This window comes from Bacillus sp. I-2, from assembly GCF_001974945.1.
GTDB classification, from domain to species: domain Bacteria; phylum Bacillota; class Bacilli; order Bacillales; family Bacillaceae; genus Bacillus; species Bacillus safensis.
Window position 1 is genome coordinate 36,938 of the sequence record NZ_LZRW01000044.1, and the last position, 16,503, is coordinate 53,440.

General features: G+C 42.9%; 12 protein-coding genes. 8 read left to right on the top strand and 4 right to left on the bottom strand.

Annotated elements, in window-relative coordinates:
- Positions 1-12 precede the first annotated feature (12 nt).
- Both BAE31_RS15010 and BAE31_RS15015 read left to right on the top strand, forming a co-directional pair.
- Positions 13-579 (top strand): GNAT family N-acetyltransferase, encoded by a 567-nt coding sequence (locus BAE31_RS15010; RefSeq protein WP_024426516.1) that lies wholly within the window; start codon positions 13-15, stop codon positions 577-579.
- 94 nt (positions 580-673) lie between these two features.
- Positions 674-931 carry a hypothetical protein gene (locus BAE31_RS15015; RefSeq protein WP_024425086.1) on the top strand — a complete coding sequence of 86 codons (258 nt, stop codon included), beginning with the start codon at positions 674-676 and terminating at the stop codon, positions 929-931.
- Here the strand turns inward: BAE31_RS15015 and BAE31_RS15020 are convergent.
- A complete protein-coding gene (locus BAE31_RS15020; protein ID WP_056766114.1) occupies positions 926-1,462 on the bottom strand; it encodes a serine O-acetyltransferase in 537 nt (178 codons plus the stop codon). The two genes, BAE31_RS15015 and BAE31_RS15020, sit on opposite strands and share 6 nt — an antisense overlap.
- 383 nt (positions 1,463-1,845) lie before the next feature.
- Here BAE31_RS15020 and BAE31_RS15025 point away from each other — a divergent pair, with 383 nt between their 5' ends.
- The 6 genes from BAE31_RS15025 to BAE31_RS15050 are packed head-to-tail and all read left to right on the top strand — an operon-like array spanning position 1,846 to position 10,147.
- Positions 1,846-3,192, top strand: a complete 1,347-nt coding sequence (locus BAE31_RS15025) for an aspartate aminotransferase family protein (protein WP_024425084.1) — start codon at positions 1,846-1,848, stop codon at positions 3,190-3,192.
- Positions 3,179-4,666, top strand: coding sequence for a pyridoxal phosphate-dependent decarboxylase family protein (locus BAE31_RS15030; RefSeq protein ID WP_076840833.1), 1,488 nt, complete (start codon positions 3,179-3,181; stop codon positions 4,664-4,666). Before BAE31_RS15025 ends, BAE31_RS15030 begins: the two co-directional genes overlap by 14 nt.
- Complete coding sequence (locus BAE31_RS15035) at positions 4,663-6,444, top strand: IucA/IucC family protein (protein ID WP_076840834.1); 1,782 nt, start codon at positions 4,663-4,665, stop codon at positions 6,442-6,444. Before BAE31_RS15030 ends, BAE31_RS15035 begins: the two co-directional genes overlap by 4 nt.
- Positions 6,441-6,995 carry a GNAT family N-acetyltransferase gene (locus tag BAE31_RS15040; protein WP_076840835.1) on the top strand — a complete coding sequence of 185 codons (555 nt, stop codon included), beginning with the start codon at positions 6,441-6,443 and terminating at the stop codon, positions 6,993-6,995. The genes BAE31_RS15035 and BAE31_RS15040 overlap by 4 nt, the downstream gene beginning before the upstream one ends.
- On the top strand, positions 6,970-8,319 hold the full coding sequence (locus BAE31_RS15045) for a lysine N(6)-hydroxylase/L-ornithine N(5)-oxygenase family protein (protein WP_076840836.1): 1,350 nt from the start codon (positions 6,970-6,972) through the stop codon (positions 8,317-8,319). The genes BAE31_RS15040 and BAE31_RS15045 overlap by 26 nt, the downstream gene beginning before the upstream one ends.
- 13 nt (positions 8,320-8,332) lie before the next feature.
- Complete coding sequence (locus BAE31_RS15050; RefSeq protein WP_076840837.1) at positions 8,333-10,147, top strand: IucA/IucC family protein; 1,815 nt, start codon at positions 8,333-8,335, stop codon at positions 10,145-10,147.
- A gap of 43 nt (positions 10,148-10,190) precedes the next feature.
- Here the strand turns inward: BAE31_RS15050 and BAE31_RS15055 are convergent, their stop codons facing one another.
- The 3 genes from BAE31_RS15055 to BAE31_RS15065 all read right to left on the bottom strand — a co-directional run bounded on the left by BAE31_RS15055 (position 10,191) and on the right by BAE31_RS15065 (position 16,433).
- On the bottom strand, positions 10,191-11,048 hold the full coding sequence (locus BAE31_RS15055) for a GNAT family N-acetyltransferase (protein ID WP_076840838.1): 858 nt from the start codon (positions 11,046-11,048) through the stop codon (positions 10,191-10,193).
- A gap of 131 nt (positions 11,049-11,179) precedes the next feature.
- Positions 11,180-14,608: a methionine synthase gene (gene metH, locus BAE31_RS15060; protein ID WP_076840839.1), complete on the bottom strand. Its 3,429-nt coding sequence runs from the start codon at positions 14,606-14,608 to the stop codon at positions 11,180-11,182.
- Positions 14,592-16,433, bottom strand: coding sequence for a bifunctional homocysteine S-methyltransferase/methylenetetrahydrofolate reductase (locus BAE31_RS15065; protein WP_076840840.1), 1,842 nt, complete (start codon positions 16,431-16,433; stop codon positions 14,592-14,594). The genes metH and BAE31_RS15065 overlap by 17 nt, the downstream gene beginning before the upstream one ends.
- Positions 16,434-16,503 lie beyond the last annotated feature (70 nt).

Genomic DNA, 16,503 nt, shown 5'->3' on the forward strand with positions numbered 1-16,503 from the left:
GAACGTGAACAGATGAAAAGTGAAAAGGAAGAGCTTGTGAACATACGTCCATTAACCGAAACGGACTTAGAGACGGTGTGGCATTTAAAATTTAAAGCATCAGACCAGTCCTATCGAAAATGGAATGCCCCTTATTTTTATGAACACGAAATCCCGCTTGCTGCATTTAAGAAACGTTACTTACAGGAAGAATCCATTCCCCAAAAGCTATATGGCATTGAAATAGATGGTGATATCAAAGGCACCGTATCATATTATTGGGAGAATGAACGTACGAGGTGGCTTGAATGCGGCATTATCATTTATGATTCACGCTTTTGGAGCGGGGGTATTGGGACAAAGGCATTAAATCTTTGGATTGATGTGTTATTTACACATATTGATATCCCTCGAATTGGTTTAACAACTTGGTCAGGGAATGAACGGATGATGCGGTGCGCAGAGAAATGCGGATTTGTCCTTGAGGGGAGACTGAGAAAGGTCCGTTATTATCAAGGGGTTTATTATGATTCAATGCGCTACGGAATGTTGAGAGAAGAATGGCGCAGCCTTCCGCGGAACAATGATAAAATATTTTAGGACAAAAGTATCGTATGTTTGAATAAACTGAAAAAATCGGTTATTCAACCGAATAATAGAATATGTGTTTTTTTACATAAGGGGGAATGTAAATATGAGATTAACGGGTCTCTTCGTTTCGCTTGCTGTTGCCATCTATTTATGGTTTGATGCGCCAAAGCATAACAAAGACAAATGGCTGTGGGCCATTTTAGGCGTGCTATTTAGCACCATCGTACTTGGTATTTATTTGATCAAGACAGAGAGAAAGGGGCTGGGCTGGACGATCTTGATTTTAACCATCTTGTTTTATCTCATGCTGCTCATCTCTGTTTTGATCGGTGTTATTCTTTTTTATCAGGCGCCTTCATGAAGAAGGGCCTTTTTCTTTTACCTTTTGAGCCGGTACACCTGCAATGACGATCTGCTCTTCATGAAAGGAACGATTCACCACGGCATTTGCTCCGATTGAAATATGATTTGCAATATAAATGTCTCCAAACAGCTTAGCACCGGGGCCAATCCATACGTGATCTCCAATGGTTGGTACATCCTTTTCGGAATGGTTTTGGCCAATATTCACCCCTTGATGAATATCACAAAATGCCCCAATTTTTGCGTGCTTATTCACAATTAAGAGTCCACTATGATTGATTCTAAGGCCGGGGCCAAAGACGCCAATCGGAATATCAAAGCCAAGCTGCATGCCTTTCTTTTTATGTAAATAGCGATAAAACCATTTGCGCAGTAGAGCGCCGCTATTAGAATAGTATTCATATTTTCGTAAATACCTTTGATATTTCCATATATCGTCTCCAAACCACTTTGGTCTTCTGCGCGTAATCGCTAATGCTTTCTTATCCTGCGTTAAGTAATGGTGAAGATCGTGCTTTGTAAAAATCATCAAATTCCCCTCCATTCCTTTATGTTTCAGAGAAATTATACCATCCAAACCATTTATATCAAGAAAAATGATGTTACTTCTTCAATTTTCTACCTTCATTTCATCCAAATTTCTTCATAAAATGAGCGCTTTGAGTTGAGTAGAACAAAAGAACCAGGAAGAATGATTTGTAATTTTTTTCAATATCAAACCGTCTCATGCGTTCCATCTCCTTATGGCAGTAAGGTTTGTAAAAATTACTCGAAAATACTCATTAAAAAGAGAATATTGCATTCATATGCTTTTTGAATCATCTTTTTGAATACAATTGACTTTCCTATCACACATCCTCTAGGCTAATAAATGAAAATGATAATCTTTATCAATTGGAGGAGTGTTTTATTATGTCCATCAAAACCGTTTCTAAAAATCAGCAATTTTTAGAGCAGCAAAGTCAAAGAGAATCTAATGCAAGGTCTTACCCGAGACGGTTCCCATTAGCCATGCAAAAAGCCGAGGGTATGATCGTGACAGATGCAGATGGCAGAGAGTTTTATGACTGTCTGGCAGGCGCAGGAACACTTGCACTTGGTCACAATCATCCGGTTGTTATAGAAGCTATTGAACGTATGCTTCATGAAAAAAGACCATTGCATACGTTGGACATAACCTCAGAAATTAAAGAAGAGTTTGTGAATGAAATTTTTTCTCACCTGCCAGAAGAGTTTGCAAAGAGAGCAAAAATTCAATTTTGTGGACCAACTGGCGGTGATGCGATAGAAGCTGCGATTAAATTAGTCAAGACAGCGACAGGAAATCGTTCCATTCTTTCTTTCCACGGTGCTTATCACGGTGCGACACATGGCACGATGTCATTAAGCGGAAATTTGTCTCCAAAGGAAAGAGTGCAAGGGTTAATTCCAGATGTGCATTTCATGCCTTATCCATATGAATATCGCTGCCCATTTGGCATTGGCGGGAAAGATTCACACCGTATTTCCAGTTCTTATATTGAGCGTGTATTAAATGATCCTGAAAGTGGTATTCTTCCGCCAGCAGGTATGATCTTTGAAGCAGTGCAAGGTGAGGGAGGTTCAATTCCAGCATCTATTGAATGGATAAAAGAAATGAGAAGAATCACAAAAGAAAAAGGCATTCCGCTCATTATCGATGAGGTTCAATCAGGCATTGGCCGAACAGGCAAGATGTTTGCCTTTGAACATGCGGGAATTGTGCCAGACGTTATTGTATTATCTAAAGCCATTGGTGGAAGCCTGCCGCTTTCAGTTGTGATTTATGATCAAGATTTGGATCAATGGAATCCAGGTGCACACATTGGCACATTTAGAGGAAATCAAATGGCGATGGCTGCAGGAACTGCTACGCTTAAATTTATAAAAGAAACCAATCTGCTTGATCATGTAGACCAGTTAGGGAATCGCATGCAGGCTTATTTAAAAGACATTCAAAAAAATGTACCTGCTATCGGTGATGTTCGAGGAAGAGGATTAATGATTGGTGCTGAAATTGTCAATCCAAATGAAAAGCAGGATGTAGATGGAAGTTATCCAGCAAATCCTGAGCTAGCCAGTCTCATTCAAAAGAATTGCTTCGACAAAGGCTTAATTGTAGAGACAGGAGGCCGTTTCGGTAGCGTCATTCGATTCTTACCGCCATTGATCATGACAGAAGAACAGCTTGAACAAGTCATCGCTATTTTCAAAGAGGCCGTTTACGATGCAATCAACTAAAGCTTCTATAGATTCATTATTTATCAATCAAAGCCAGCTTGGAAGAGAGTCCTTCCGAGCGGCTCTTCATACATCTATCGACAGCTTACTGGATCAGTGGCAAAAAGACGAAGGACCATACAGCGGAATATTGCCTGGGAAATTAGCGGCTAGTGTCGAATCCTTATTTCAGTTTCAACCGTCTGGCGAATCAATGGAATCTGTCTTTCAAGATTTAAAGCAGCACCTTTTGCCGCATCTCGTTGATGTATCGCATCCTAAATGCTTGGCACATTTGCATTGTCCGCCGCTTATCCCTGCTCTTGCCGCAGAGGTGATGGTGAGCTCCTTTAACCAATCAATGGATTCCTTCGATCAAAGCGGTATTGCATCTTTGGTTGAGGAGGAAATTTTAAAGTGGCTATGTGCGAAGTTTTCTTATGGAAATCTAGCAGATGGGACATTTACGAGCGGTGGCACCCAATCTAACTACATGGGACTGCTTCTTGCAAGAGATGCATTTTGTGAAAACACATGGCAATGGAATGTTCAGCAGAAAGGCTTGCCAAGTGAGGCTCACCGCATGAGAATTCTTTGCTCTAAGAATGCTCACTTCACTGTGAAGAAATCTGCATCACAGCTAGGCTTAGGGGAGCAGGCAGTCGTTCTAGTAGAAACGGATGAGCATCACCGTATGGACCTCAATGATTTGAAGAAGAAACTTGTTGAGTTAAAAGAACAGGATCTCCTGCCTTTTGCGGTAGTTGCGACTTGCGGGACAACTGATTTTGGCAGTATTGACCCGGTTCGAGATGTGTATGACATCGTCAAGCCATTCGGTTTGTGGATTCACGCAGATGCTGCCTACGGCGGTGCGCTTGTATTAAGCGAAACCTACGGACGGAAATTAGACGGTATCGAGCTTGCAGATTCCATCACGATCGACTTTCATAAACAATTTTATCAGCCGATCTCCTGCGGGGCATTTTTGCTGAAGGATAAAAGGCATTTTGGTTTGATTCATTATCATGCAGATTATCTCAATCCAAAGGAAGATGAACTGGATGGAATACTACACCTCGTCCATAAATCTGTCCAAACGACGCGCCGGTTTGACGCACTGAAATTACTTCTTTCTCTTCGTCTAATTGGAGAGGAAGGGTTTGGTGACATCATTGACCATACCATTGATTTTGCGAAGGATGTGGCTGCGCTTATTGAAAGCAATGATCACCTTGAAGTGATCAATCCTGAGCCAGAAATCAATGCAGTAGTGTTTCGATTTAAGGGTGGGGATGACATCAATAAAATCATCCATCGAACGCTATTCAAATCAGGAACTGCTGTCATTGCGAAAACAGTGGTGGATGGTCAAACATGCTTAAAATTCACTTTGTTAAATCCGAGAACGACAATCACACATATTGAGGAAATCCTTTCTGACATCGTTGATATCGGGATCGCTCATATTCAATCCGGGAGGGTACTACGTTGAGTCAATATAAACAAATGGCTGAAAATGCAACTATGCAAAGCTTTTTAAACTGTTTTTTACGTGAAACAGGAATCGATCGATCTGCAAAAAAAGAGACGAAAGCAGATGGTTCGCTTGTATTCGTGGCAAAACTAGCAAAGCAAGACCTTGAGCTTGTGATTCCGATCCGATATTTTTCATCTGTAGGCCGCCATCTCTTTAATTTTCCGATTCGCTTTCGTCCAAGTGGCAGTGAAAAAGAGGGAACGATCGTCGATTACACGACACTTGTTGCTTTATGTTCAAAGGAGCTTCTCATTGCATATGGCCGCACAGATGCAGAGGATGAATTCATGCTTCGCATCATTTTAAGCTGCCGAAATATTGAACGTTTCTTACGGGAGAGAGAAAGTGATCAAGCTGCTTTATCTCAAGCTGATTTTGAGTACATCGAGGCTGAGCAGTCACTTCTCCTTGGACATTTAACACATCCTACACCAAAAAGCAGACAAGGAATGACAGAAGAGGAGGAAGCCGTCTATTCTCCTGAGCTGAAAGGAGCTTTCCAGCTTCATTACTTTAAAGCGCACCATTCGATTGTGCTTCAGGATTCGTCTATTTCACAACCTGCGGCAAGCCTCATGTTAGAAGAGCTTTCGCGTCAGGTGCCAGAAGAAACAGAGAAACTGAATAGGTTAACAGAAAACGGAGAATATGTGCTCATTCCGATTCATCCGCTGCAAGTCAAAGTGGTCATGGAGAAGGCATTCGTGAAGCGTTATATAGAGAAGGGGAAACTGACTTATTTAGGCCCGCTGGGGTCTGAATACACAGCGACCTCATCCTTTAGAACGGTCTATCAAAAGGATTCTGCTTACATGCTCAAATTCTCTGTTCCTGTGAAAATTACGAACTCGTTACGCATCAATAAACAAAAGGAACTGGATCGAGGAGTAGAGATGTCCCGCATCTTAAAAACAGAATTAGGCGTTTCTTTATATGAAAAATTCTCTGGATTCCGGGTCGTTGAAGATCCCGCATATCTATCTATTCGAGGAGATGAAGCGGAATCAGGCTTTGAAGTGGTCATTCGTCAAAATCCATTCTTGCATCGTGAAAAAGGCGCAAGCTTAATTGCGGGGCTGTGTCAGGATCATGCGTACGGAGGAAAATCGAGATTAGCAGGAATTATTCATAAACTTGCAGACGCAGAAGGCCGGTCAACAGAAGCGGTCAGCCAAGATTGGTTTAAACAATATTTGACCATTTCGTTAAAGCCGATGCTCTGGCTGTTTGAAACGTATGGTCTTGCACTCGAGGCCCATCAGCAAAATGCTGTTGTGCAAATGAAGGATGGTTATCCAGAGACCTTCTATTATCGTGACAACCAAGGCTACTATTATAGTGAATCAAAAAAAGATAAGCTCGCGAATCTAGTTCAAAACTTGAGCGTAAGAAGTGAAACCATTTGTGCGGATGATGTAGCCGTTGAGAGACTCCGTTATTATTTCTTCTTTAATCATTTATTTGGTCTCATTAATGGCTTTGGCACGGAAGGCCTTGCAAAGGAAGAAGATTTGCTGGCACTCGTGAGAGATACATTGCTCGCTCATGAGGAGACGTACGGAGCATCTGATCTGACTAACAGCCTTCTCCGCTCAAAAGAACTTCCTTCAAAAGCGAATTTGCTGACACGATTTGAAGATATGGATGAGCTGACAGGCTCTCTGGAAACACAGTCTCGTTACACGGCTGTCTTGAATCCGCTCTTTTTACATAAGGAGGCGCTGATTGGATGAGGCATCGCATCAGGTTTATTCGTGCTGAATATGAAAGAGACGTCCAGCTTGTCCATAAGTGGATGCAAGAAGAGTACGTTCACCCATTTTGGCATTTGAATATTCCGTTTCCTGATTTTGAAAAGCATTTTTATCAGGCTATACATGATCCGCATCAAACCCTTTATTTAGGCACGATTGATGGGACGCCAGTGAGTTATTTTGAGGCTTACAACGTGAAAGGGGATATCATTGAATCCTACTATGAGCCTTCTCCGCATGATCAAGGCATCCACCTGTTAATAGGGGAGCCGGATTATGTGGGAAAAGGATTTGCTGCGCCGCTCCTTCAGGCAATGACAGCATTTCAATTTGAGCAGAACAAACGAACAGAAAAAATCGTTGCTGAGCCGGATATTCGCAATGAAAAAATGATTCATGTATTTGAGAAATGCGGCTTCGAACGTGTGAAACCAGTCACTTTACCCGATAAAACAGGTCTTTTGATGTTTTGTGATCGAGAACGATTCGAAAGGAAGTATAACCATGACGCGGTTCAACAAGCAAAATAATGTAGTGGATGTAATTGGGATCGGCATTGGCCCGTTTAACCTGGGGCTTGCCGCATTATCTGAAGAGGTAAATGAAATCGACGCTTTGTTTTTTGAAAGAAGTGAAGCCTTTCACTGGCACCCAGGGATGCTCATTGAAGGGACGACACTGCAAGTCCCATTTTTAGCGGACCTTGTCAGCATGGCAGATGTGAAAAGCAAATATAGCTTCCTCAACTATTTGCAGGAACAAAACCGTTTGTATTCATTTTACTTTCTAGAAGACTTCCATATCCCGCGCAAGGAATACAGTCATTATTGCCGCTGGGTCGCTGACCAGTTAGACTCTTGCCGATTTGGCATGAACGTCGAATCTGTCTCACTGATCGAAAAGGCAGGAGAAAAGCGGTATGAAGTGCATGTCCGTCATGTAAAGAACCAAACTGTAGAGGTGTTTGAAAGCAAACATCTCGTTTTAGGAATTGGCACGCAGCCGGCGATACCCGCATCGCTCCAGCCAGCTTTAGGAGAGAAGGTTTTTCACTCAGCTGACTATTTAAATCGAAAGAAAGAAGGCTGTTTCAAAGGGAAATCTGTAACAGTTATCGGCTCTGGTCAAAGTGCGGCAGAAGTGTTTTATGACATTTTATCAGATGATGAAGCGAAGGATATTCACTGGTTCACACGGTCAAAAGGATTTTTCCCAATGGAATATTCAAACCTTGGACTTGAGTATTTCTCCCCTGACTATATTGATTTCTTTTATGAGCTTCCGCAGGGCAAAAAGGATGCGTTATTAAAACAGCAAGACTTGCTGTATAAAGGTATCAGTTCGGCGATGATTCGTGATATTTATCATTTGCTTTATGAACGTTCTGCCTGTGGAAAGCAGCTGAACACAGTGCTTCAAGCCATGACAGAGGTTAACTTGATTGAGGAAACTACAGGCAGATTATCACTTTCATGCACCCAATGGGTCAAGGAAGAATCCTTTACACATGAGACAGATATTGTCGTATTGGCGACTGGCTATCAATCCGTTCTGCCGCCATTTATCAATCCTATTTCTCATCACATTCAATGGGATGATCAAGGGAGATTCCAAGTTGAACGTGAATATCGTTTGAAAACAAATACGATGGGTGAAAATGATATTTTTGTACAAAATGCAGAGCTTCATACACATGGGGTCGGTGCTCCAGATTTGGGGCTGGGGGCTTATCGAAACAGTGTGATCATCAATGAACTTGCTCGTCAAACTGTGTATCCACTTTATCAAAAACACGTCTTCCAGACATTTGGTACACACAAGAACGCACACACATTTGAAGAAATCAAAGGATAAGGAGGATGAAGCGATGAGTGTACAAGATGAATTGAAAAAAGCGGTGAATCCTGCTGCTTGGAAAAAGGCAAACCAGCGAATGGTGGCAAAAATGCTGTCTGAATACATGTATGAGGACATGCTTCATCCTGTAGAGCTGGATTGTAAGGATGGCATCGCGCAGTATGAATTAATCATTCACGAACATAAGAAATATCGTTATCTGGCAAAACCTCGGTTGTTTGATAGTTTTGATACAATCGCTGAATCAATTGAGTGCTGTCAAGATGGAAAATGGTCAAAGGATGTCAGTGCCATTGTGTTTTTACTAGACATTCAGCCGATCATTCCAATGTCTTCTGATACAACAGGCCATCTTATCAAAGAGCTTCACCATACTTTGTTAGCCGATGTCCATTTGCTGTCGAAAAAAGCACTTCGTGCGGTTGAACTGACAGATACGGATTATGCATGGATTGAAGGAGAAATGACAGGCCATCCTTGGATTGTGTATAACAAAGGGCGTATAGGATTCAGCTACGATGATTACTTAGCTTATTCACCAGAACGGCAGGAATGTGTGCAGCTGTCTTGGATTGCTGTACATAGAGAGCTTGCGACATTCCATGCAGTCGATCATGAAAACTATGAGCAGGTAATCGCCAAAGAATTAGATGAAGTCACGATTCGTCAATTTCAACGTGTGTTAAAGGATGAAGGACTGAATGCAGCTGACTATTATATGATGCCTGTTCATCAGTGGCAGTGGACGCATATGATTATTCAGCATTTCCCGGAAGATTTGGCCTTGCGCCGGATTGTGTATTTGGGAGAGGGGCTGGATCAATATATCCCGCAGCAGTCGATCAGAACCTTTACAAATATCTCAAATAAAGACAAGCATCATATTAAACTGCCAATGAGTATTTTAAATACGCTCGTGTACCGTGGACTCCCATCAGAACGTACGGTCATTGCCCCGCGCATTACAGCGCATATTAAAGGGATTGCCGATCAAGACTCATTTTTATCTGATGTCTGCCGCGTCATTTTACCAGGTGAGAATGCAAGTATCAATGTCGATCATCCATACTACAGCAAACTGCCTGGTGCGCCGTATCAATATCTTGAGATGCTCGGTGTCATTTTTAGAGAAAGCATTTATACGTACTTAGAAGAAGGGGAGAGCCCTGTTACACTTGCGGCACTCACTTATGAGGATCATGAAGGTGAGCCGTATATCAAGCAGCTGATTGAAAAATCAGGTCTCTCAGCAAAAGAATGGATGGCGAAGTTCTTCCATGTCGTGATGCCGCCGCTGCTGCACTTTATGTATCAATACGGCACAGTCTTTTCACCGCATGGGCAAAATACAATTCTTGTGTTAAAAAATCATCAGCCTCATCGTTTGGCGATCAAAGATTTCGTTGATGATGTGAATATAAGTGACCAGCCGCTGCCTGAATTAGCTTCATTAGAAGAAGATTTAAAAGAAGTGCTGCGCAGTGAGCCGCCAGAAGGTCTAGTACAATTTATCTTTACAGGATTATTTATTTGCAATCTGCGTTATGTATCCAACGTATTAGACAATCACGATCTGTTAGATGAAACGACTCTTTGGCGTTTGCTTGCTGAAGAAATTCAGCAGTATCAAAAGCAATTCCCGCAGTTGAAAGACCGTTTTGAATTATTTGATCTATTCCAGCCGAAGCTGACAAAGCTTTGCTTAAATCGTAATCGAATGATTGATTATGGCTATGGAGATGGTGATGACCGCCCGCATGCTTCAGAGCATGGGAAGGTCACAAATGCACTCGCTCATGTTCTTTCGTCAGTTGGGGAGAAGTAATAGAAAAGCTGTAGACATCAAATGTCTACAGCTTGTTTGTTTTTTAAGAAAATGCTTGAGAGGCAAGGGAATAGAAAAGGGCGGGATCATTTAGTTTTTCTTTCCCGCGAATCATCATAAAATGGGCTACGTTTGTTTTCGTAAATCCTGCTTCAACAAGTGTTTCATGCAGGCGTTCAGCAGTTTCTTCCTGCATATCTATACGAATTGCACCTGAATAAGACGAGATGAGTGATTGGATGAGCGAGAGAGCGGTTTGTTCATCGTTTGCTGTAAGCGGTCCAATCATTAGATTAGCAGGGGTTTCGACGCCAAATGCAAAGCCAGTTGTTTCATGATGCTCATTCTTTGCGATCAGCCGGAACGATGCTCGTTCCATTCGCTTTCTTATAAAGCTTGATCGATTGGTGCCTGCACCTTTTTCGTCAAGTGCTTCAATAGACGGCAGGTCCGTTTCATCAGCAGGAGAAAGGTGAATCCCGCCTGACACACGAAAAGCCGATGGATTCGTGGTCTGTGCTTTGTATGTATGAATATAGCCGGCCGTTTGAAATCCGATTTTTTCGTAAACGGGCTGTCCTTGTACAGTAGCAGTTAAAACGACAGGAACACTTTGATTGCTTCTGCGAAGCAGGGTGTCAATCATTTTCCGTGCAAGGCCTAAGCCGCGATGCGTCTCAGATACAATAACGGTACCAATTGATGCTGCTTTATCATATTGGAAAAGTCCTGCACATGAGATCACTTGTCCATCTGTTGTTGAAAAACCTGTAAAATATCCGTTTGTTAAAAGAGATGTAAGCTCATCCGCATTGTAATCAGGCCAGTCGACCTCTTTTGACAATGCGATAAGATCGGGTATGTCATCAAGTGTTAAAGTTCGTTGTACAACGTTTTCCAATACACGCAACTCCTTCTTAGCTGATTTCATCTATATGTATCGTACCATAAAAGGCATAAGAAAAAGGAAAAGGGAGATCCTTTTCCTCTCAGCGTGTATCAAAAAAGACCCCCCAATGACGGGTTCTAGTCTTAATGAACATTAAAATATCGAGCTTCAGGGTGGGAAACGACGATCGCTGAAACAGATGCTTCAGGTTCCATCATGAATCCTTCTGTCAGATGGATGCCGATTTTTTCAGGCTGAAGCAGCTTGAACAGCTTTTCTTGGTCCTCAAGATTTGGACACGCTGGATAACCAAAGGAATAGCGCTGCCCTTGATATTTCGCTTGGAATCGTTTTTCCATTGTAAAATCGACGGGGTCAGGGAATCCCCATTTGTCACGAATTACTTGGTGGGTTCTTTCAGCTAATCCTTCTGCAAGCTCAAGTGCCAGAGCTTGGACAGCATGCATTTTTAAATAATCTCCTTCCTGCTTAAATTGCTGCGCGACTTCACGTATACGTGCGCCGGCTGTGACGGCGAATAAGGCAATATAATCTTTCTCGTTTTCATCACTTTTCCGTACATAATCAGAAATAGAGCGGTACGGGAGCTTCTCCTGCCTTGGAAATTGGAACGTTTCAATGATGCGGTCAGGCTCTTCGGGATCATAAATATGCAAATCATTTCCGTCTGAACTGGCAGGGAAGAATTGATACACAAATGCTGGCGCAAACCAGTTTTTCTCTCTGCCTTCGTTTAGAAGATCTGTGACAAGCTGTTTTAATTCCAATGCTTTTGGGTGCTGTTCAGCTAATAAGGTTTTGACCTTTCCCTTTAAGCCGAGATGATGACCAATAAGCATTTGTTCATTCACATAAGGCATAATATGATGCAAATCGATGTCCCTCACATAATGGCGTGTGGTATTTTCTGGCGTGAATACCGGTGCCTTCGGGAGTGCTGCGCGTTTTTCTAGTAATTCAATGACAGCTTTCGGCTGCTTTCCTTCTTTTTCCTTGATAGGTGCTGCTGGCTCCTCTTGCGGCTCTGTTTGAAATTGAAGAGGATTCGCTTTTAACTCATTGGCTAATGACAGTCCGTCCATCGCATCTTTTGCATAAAGAACAGGTCCATCATAATGAGGCGAAATTTTCATTTTTGTAAATTTACGAGAAAGGGCAGCACCGCCGACCAAAATAGGAACAGAAATGTTTGCTTTTTGTAAATCTTGAGCGGTTAGTACCATTTGCTGGGCGGACTTTACAAGTAAGCCTGATAACCCGATCATATCTGGTTTTTCCTTTTGCACAGCTTCAATCAATGTTTGAGGTGTCACCTTGATGCCGAGGTCGACCACTTGAAAGCCGTTATTGCTCAAAATGATGTCGACAAGGTTTTTCCCGATATCATGGACATCTCCTTTTACGGTCGCAAGTAGAATCTTTCCTTTCCCGCTCGCATGCTGCTTTTCCATATATTGCTCAAGAAACGAAACAGATGCTTTCATGACCTCTGCCGATTGGAGCACCTCGGCTACAATCAGTTCGTTTTGATTAAAAAGACGACCAACTTCAGCCATTCCCTGCATTAACGGGCCATTGATGATATGAAGCGGCGATTCATAATGCTCCAACGCAAGGGATAGATCATCGATGAGACCTTCTTTCGTTCCCTCGACGACGTAGAGCGCCAGCCTTTCGTCAAGTGATAAGGAGACCTTTGGTTTTTTCTCCGTTTTCTTTTTGCCGCGGTAAAATTGGGTGAATTCAGCCAGTGTTTGATCATTTGTTTCATAAAGCAAGGTTTCAGCTAGTTTGATTTCTTCCTTTGGAATGGAAGCAAAGCGTTCAAGCTTTTCTGTATTGACAATGGCATAGTCAAGCCCTGCTTGCACGCAGTGATACAAATAGACGGCATTTAAGATTTCTCTACCAACAGGCGGAAGTCCAAAAGATACGTTGCTGATGCCTAAAATGGTGAGGCACTCAGGCAGGGTTTCCTTGATCATTTTAATGCCTTTGATCGTTTCTTCAGCGGCGCCAATATATTGCTCGTCTCCAGTGCCTACGGGAAAGACAAGCGGATCAAAAATGATGTCACTTGCGGGAATACCATACTTCCTCGTTAGTAAATCGTGAGAACGTACAGCAATTTCAAGCTTTCGTTCTGCTGTCACCGCCATTCCTATTTCATCAATCGTGCCAACAACAAGTGCACCGCCATATAGCTTTACAAGAGGAAGAATCTCTTCAAAGCGTTCCTCGCCATCCTCAAGGTTGATGGAATTGATGATGGCTTTCCCTTGAGAATAGGTGAGTGCCTTTTCAATCACGTGTTGATCCGTTGAATCAATGACAAAAGGGGCTTTCACCTTTTTCATGGCTTCTTGTAAAAAGCCTTCCATGTCTGCTGCCTCATCACGGTCTGGATCGGCGAGACACACATCAACGACGTGAGCGCCATTTTTCACTTGAGCACGAGCAATTTCTGCTGCTTCTTCAAACTTTTGTTCCGCAATGAGCCGTTTGAATTTGCGAGAACCAATGACATTGGTCCGTTCGCCTACAAAAAGAGGACGCATCGAATCCTCATAAATAAGGGGCTCAATTCCTGATACGGTATGCTGCGGTGATTCGCGATTGATATGACGCGGCTGAAGCGTGTGTACTTCATCTGACAATGCTTGAATATGCGCAGGTGTAGTCCCGCAGCAGCCGCCGACGATATTTAACCAGCCTTTCTTAGCAAAGGCGGCGATTTTCTGAGCAAGAGAGGCAGGGGATTCATGATATTGGCCTTCTTCATCTGGGAGACCAGCATTCGGATAGCAGCTCACCGCTGATTTTGCGATGGAGGAGAGCGTGCGGATGTGGTCTGTCATAAATTCTGGACCAGTCGCACAGTTAAGGCCCACACTGATTGGTTTCATATGCTCAAGAGAGATATAAAAGGCTTCAATATCTTGACCAGCAAGGGTGGTGCCCATCGGTTCAATCGTTCCTGATACCATGAGTGGTAATTGAATGCCCGTCTGCTGAAAGGCTTCCTGAATCCCTTTGAATCCTGCTTTTACATTCAGCATATCTTGGCTTGTTTCTAAAAGAAGGGCATCACACTTTCCGTCAATCAGAGCGCGGGCCTGCTCTTCATAGTTTCTGACGAGCTCACTGAAGGTTGTGCCGCCTGTTACAGATAATGTTTTCGTTGTCGGACCCATTGCGCCTACAACAAAACGAGGCTTTTCCGGTGTGGAGAAACGGTCAGCTTCTGCCTTTGCCAGCTGCGCAGCTCGAACATTGAGTTCATAGGCAAGATGGCCAAGCCCATATTCATCAAGGACGAGCTCTGTCGCGCCGAACGTATTTGTTTCAATGAGGTCAGCATTTGCTTCGAGGTACTCCCTATGGATATTAGAGATGATGTGAGGGGCTGTCACATTCAAATACTCGTTACAGCCCTCATACTCTTCTCCGCCAAAGTCCTCTGCTGTCAGGTTGGCGTTTTGAATCATTGTGCCCATTGCCCCATCAAGGACGAGGATGCGTTTTTTGAGCTGTTCAGTGATAGTTGACATGGACGTTAGACTCCTTTTCTTTCTGATGGATGTAGGTGGTCAGTTCTGCTGTTAAATCTGATCGAAGGAAAGGAGTAATTAAATAAATGCCATTAAACAATTCGCAGGCTGTATCTAATAAAGAGCGGGCAATCGCTAAGCCTTCTGCTCGCTGCTTTTCTTTATCCTCGCCAGCTTTGGCCATAATGTCACGAATAGAATCAGATAATTTGATACCTGGAATTTCGTGATGAATAAACTCGGCGTTTCGGCTGCTTGTTAACGGCATAATGCCGATATAAATCGGTTTATCCAAGTTGCGGCTTTCCTCATGGATTTTCACAAGCTGTTCCTCAGAATAAACAGGCTGTGAAATAAAATAATCAGCACCGTATTCGATTTTTTTCTCAAGACGTTTGACTGCTTTATCAATATGGCGCACATTTGGGTTAAATGCGCCAGCCACTGAAAAATTGGTCTTTTTGCCAAGTGGCTTTCCTGAGAAAGAAAGGCCTTCGTTAAACTGTTTGATGAGACGAATCAAATCAAAGGAGGTTAAATCATACACAGATGTTGCACCTGGGAAGTCTCCAATTTTAGATGGATCGCCTGTGATGGCTAAAATATCGGTTAATCCAAGGGTGTCGAGCCCCATTAAATGAGATTGAAGTCCAATCAAATTACGGTCGCGGCATGTGATATGAACAAGAGAACGCATATCAAGCTGCTGCTTTAATAATGCGCCGCAAGCGACATTGCTAATGCGCGGAGTCGCAAGAGAATTATCGGCTAACGTCAATGCATCAATGCCAGCATCCTTTAATTCATTTGCAGCAACGAGAAATTTTTCGAAGTTCAGCTTCTTCGGCGGATCAAGCTCTACGATAATCGAACGTTTTTTCACAGCCAGCTCATCAAGACCTGGCTCAGTGCGCTGATCTTGGATGGAAATGATTTCTTCTTTTAACACCTTTACTTCTTTTTCAGTGATCGGTGCTAAATCTTTGACCGCTTCAGCCATTGCGCTAATATGCTGAGGTGTTGTTCCGCAGCAGCCTCCGATAATACGTGCGCCCTGATTTCTAAATTCAAGTGCACTTTTTCGGAAATAATCGTTATCTGTATCATAGACGAGTCTGCCTGCTTCAAGAGAGGGGAGACTGCTGTTAGGGTAGACAGATAAATGCGAATTTTCCAAAAGTGGAACGCCTTCGAGTGCCTGAATCATGTGATAAGGGCCTAGCCGGCAGTTGATGCCGACAACATCTGCACCAAGAGATGATAACTCAGATAAACCATCCTTCAGCGGGGTACCATCCTGCAAAACGCCTTGTTCATGCATAGAGACGTTCATGACAATCGGGAGAGTCGTTTCTTTTCGGGCAATTTGAAGAACAGCCTTTGCTTCTTCTATGTCATAATACGTTTCAAGCAACAATCCGTCAGGTTCTTCATTTAATAGAATGTACAGCTGCTCTCTAAAGCTTCGTTTGATTTCTTCTATAGAGTAGGCATTTTTGTTAAACGTCCGAATGCCGCCAATTGTTCCGAGTACATAAGCAGAGCCTGCGGCTGCTTTTGCAATTTGTACTGCTTTTGTATTGATGCGTTTTGTTTCTTCCTCTAAGCCGTAGCGGGATAGTTTAATATAATTCGCGCCGTATGTGTTTGTTTGGATGATGTCAGCGCCTGCCTGCACATATGCCTCGTGCACCCGTTTCACTTCATCCTCTTTCGATAAATTTAATTCTTCAAAGCAGCGGTCAATGCCGTAAGAGTATAAAAGTGTTCCCATCGCTCCATCAGCTATCAGTACGCGGTTTTGTAAGTCTTGTAATAGGCCCATTGTATTCCTCCTTATTTCTATGTAACAAAAAAAGCCTTCTGATAAGAAGAAGACTTTTTGGCTGTATCGT

What these genes read in the sequence shown, in the direction of transcription:
- BAE31_RS15030 (WP_076840833.1), top strand. Translation starts at nt 3,179, where the DNA reads ATGCAATCAACTAAAGCTTCTATAGATTCATTATTTATCAATCAAAGC.
- BAE31_RS15020 (WP_056766114.1), bottom strand. Translation starts at nt 1,462, where the DNA reads ATGATTTTTACAAAGCACGATCTTCACCATTACTTAACGCAGGATAAG.
- BAE31_RS15040 (WP_076840835.1), top strand. Translation starts at nt 6,441, where the DNA reads ATGAGGCATCGCATCAGGTTTATTCGTGCTGAATATGAAAGAGACGTC.
- metH (WP_076840839.1), bottom strand. Translation starts at nt 14,608, where the DNA reads ATGTCAACTATCACTGAACAGCTCAAAAAACGCATCCTCGTCCTTGAT.
- BAE31_RS15050 (WP_076840837.1), top strand. Translation starts at nt 8,333, where the DNA reads ATGAGTGTACAAGATGAATTGAAAAAAGCGGTGAATCCTGCTGCTTGG.
- BAE31_RS15025 (WP_024425084.1), top strand. Translation starts at nt 1,846, where the DNA reads ATGTCCATCAAAACCGTTTCTAAAAATCAGCAATTTTTAGAGCAGCAA.
- BAE31_RS15045 (WP_076840836.1), top strand. Translation starts at nt 6,970, where the DNA reads ATGACGCGGTTCAACAAGCAAAATAATGTAGTGGATGTAATTGGGATC.
- BAE31_RS15010 (WP_024426516.1), top strand. Translation starts at nt 13, where the DNA reads ATGAAAAGTGAAAAGGAAGAGCTTGTGAACATACGTCCATTAACCGAA.
- BAE31_RS15065 (WP_076840840.1), bottom strand. Translation starts at nt 16,433, where the DNA reads ATGGGCCTATTACAAGACTTACAAAACCGCGTACTGATAGCTGATGGA.
- BAE31_RS15015 (WP_024425086.1), top strand. Translation starts at nt 674, where the DNA reads ATGAGATTAACGGGTCTCTTCGTTTCGCTTGCTGTTGCCATCTATTTA.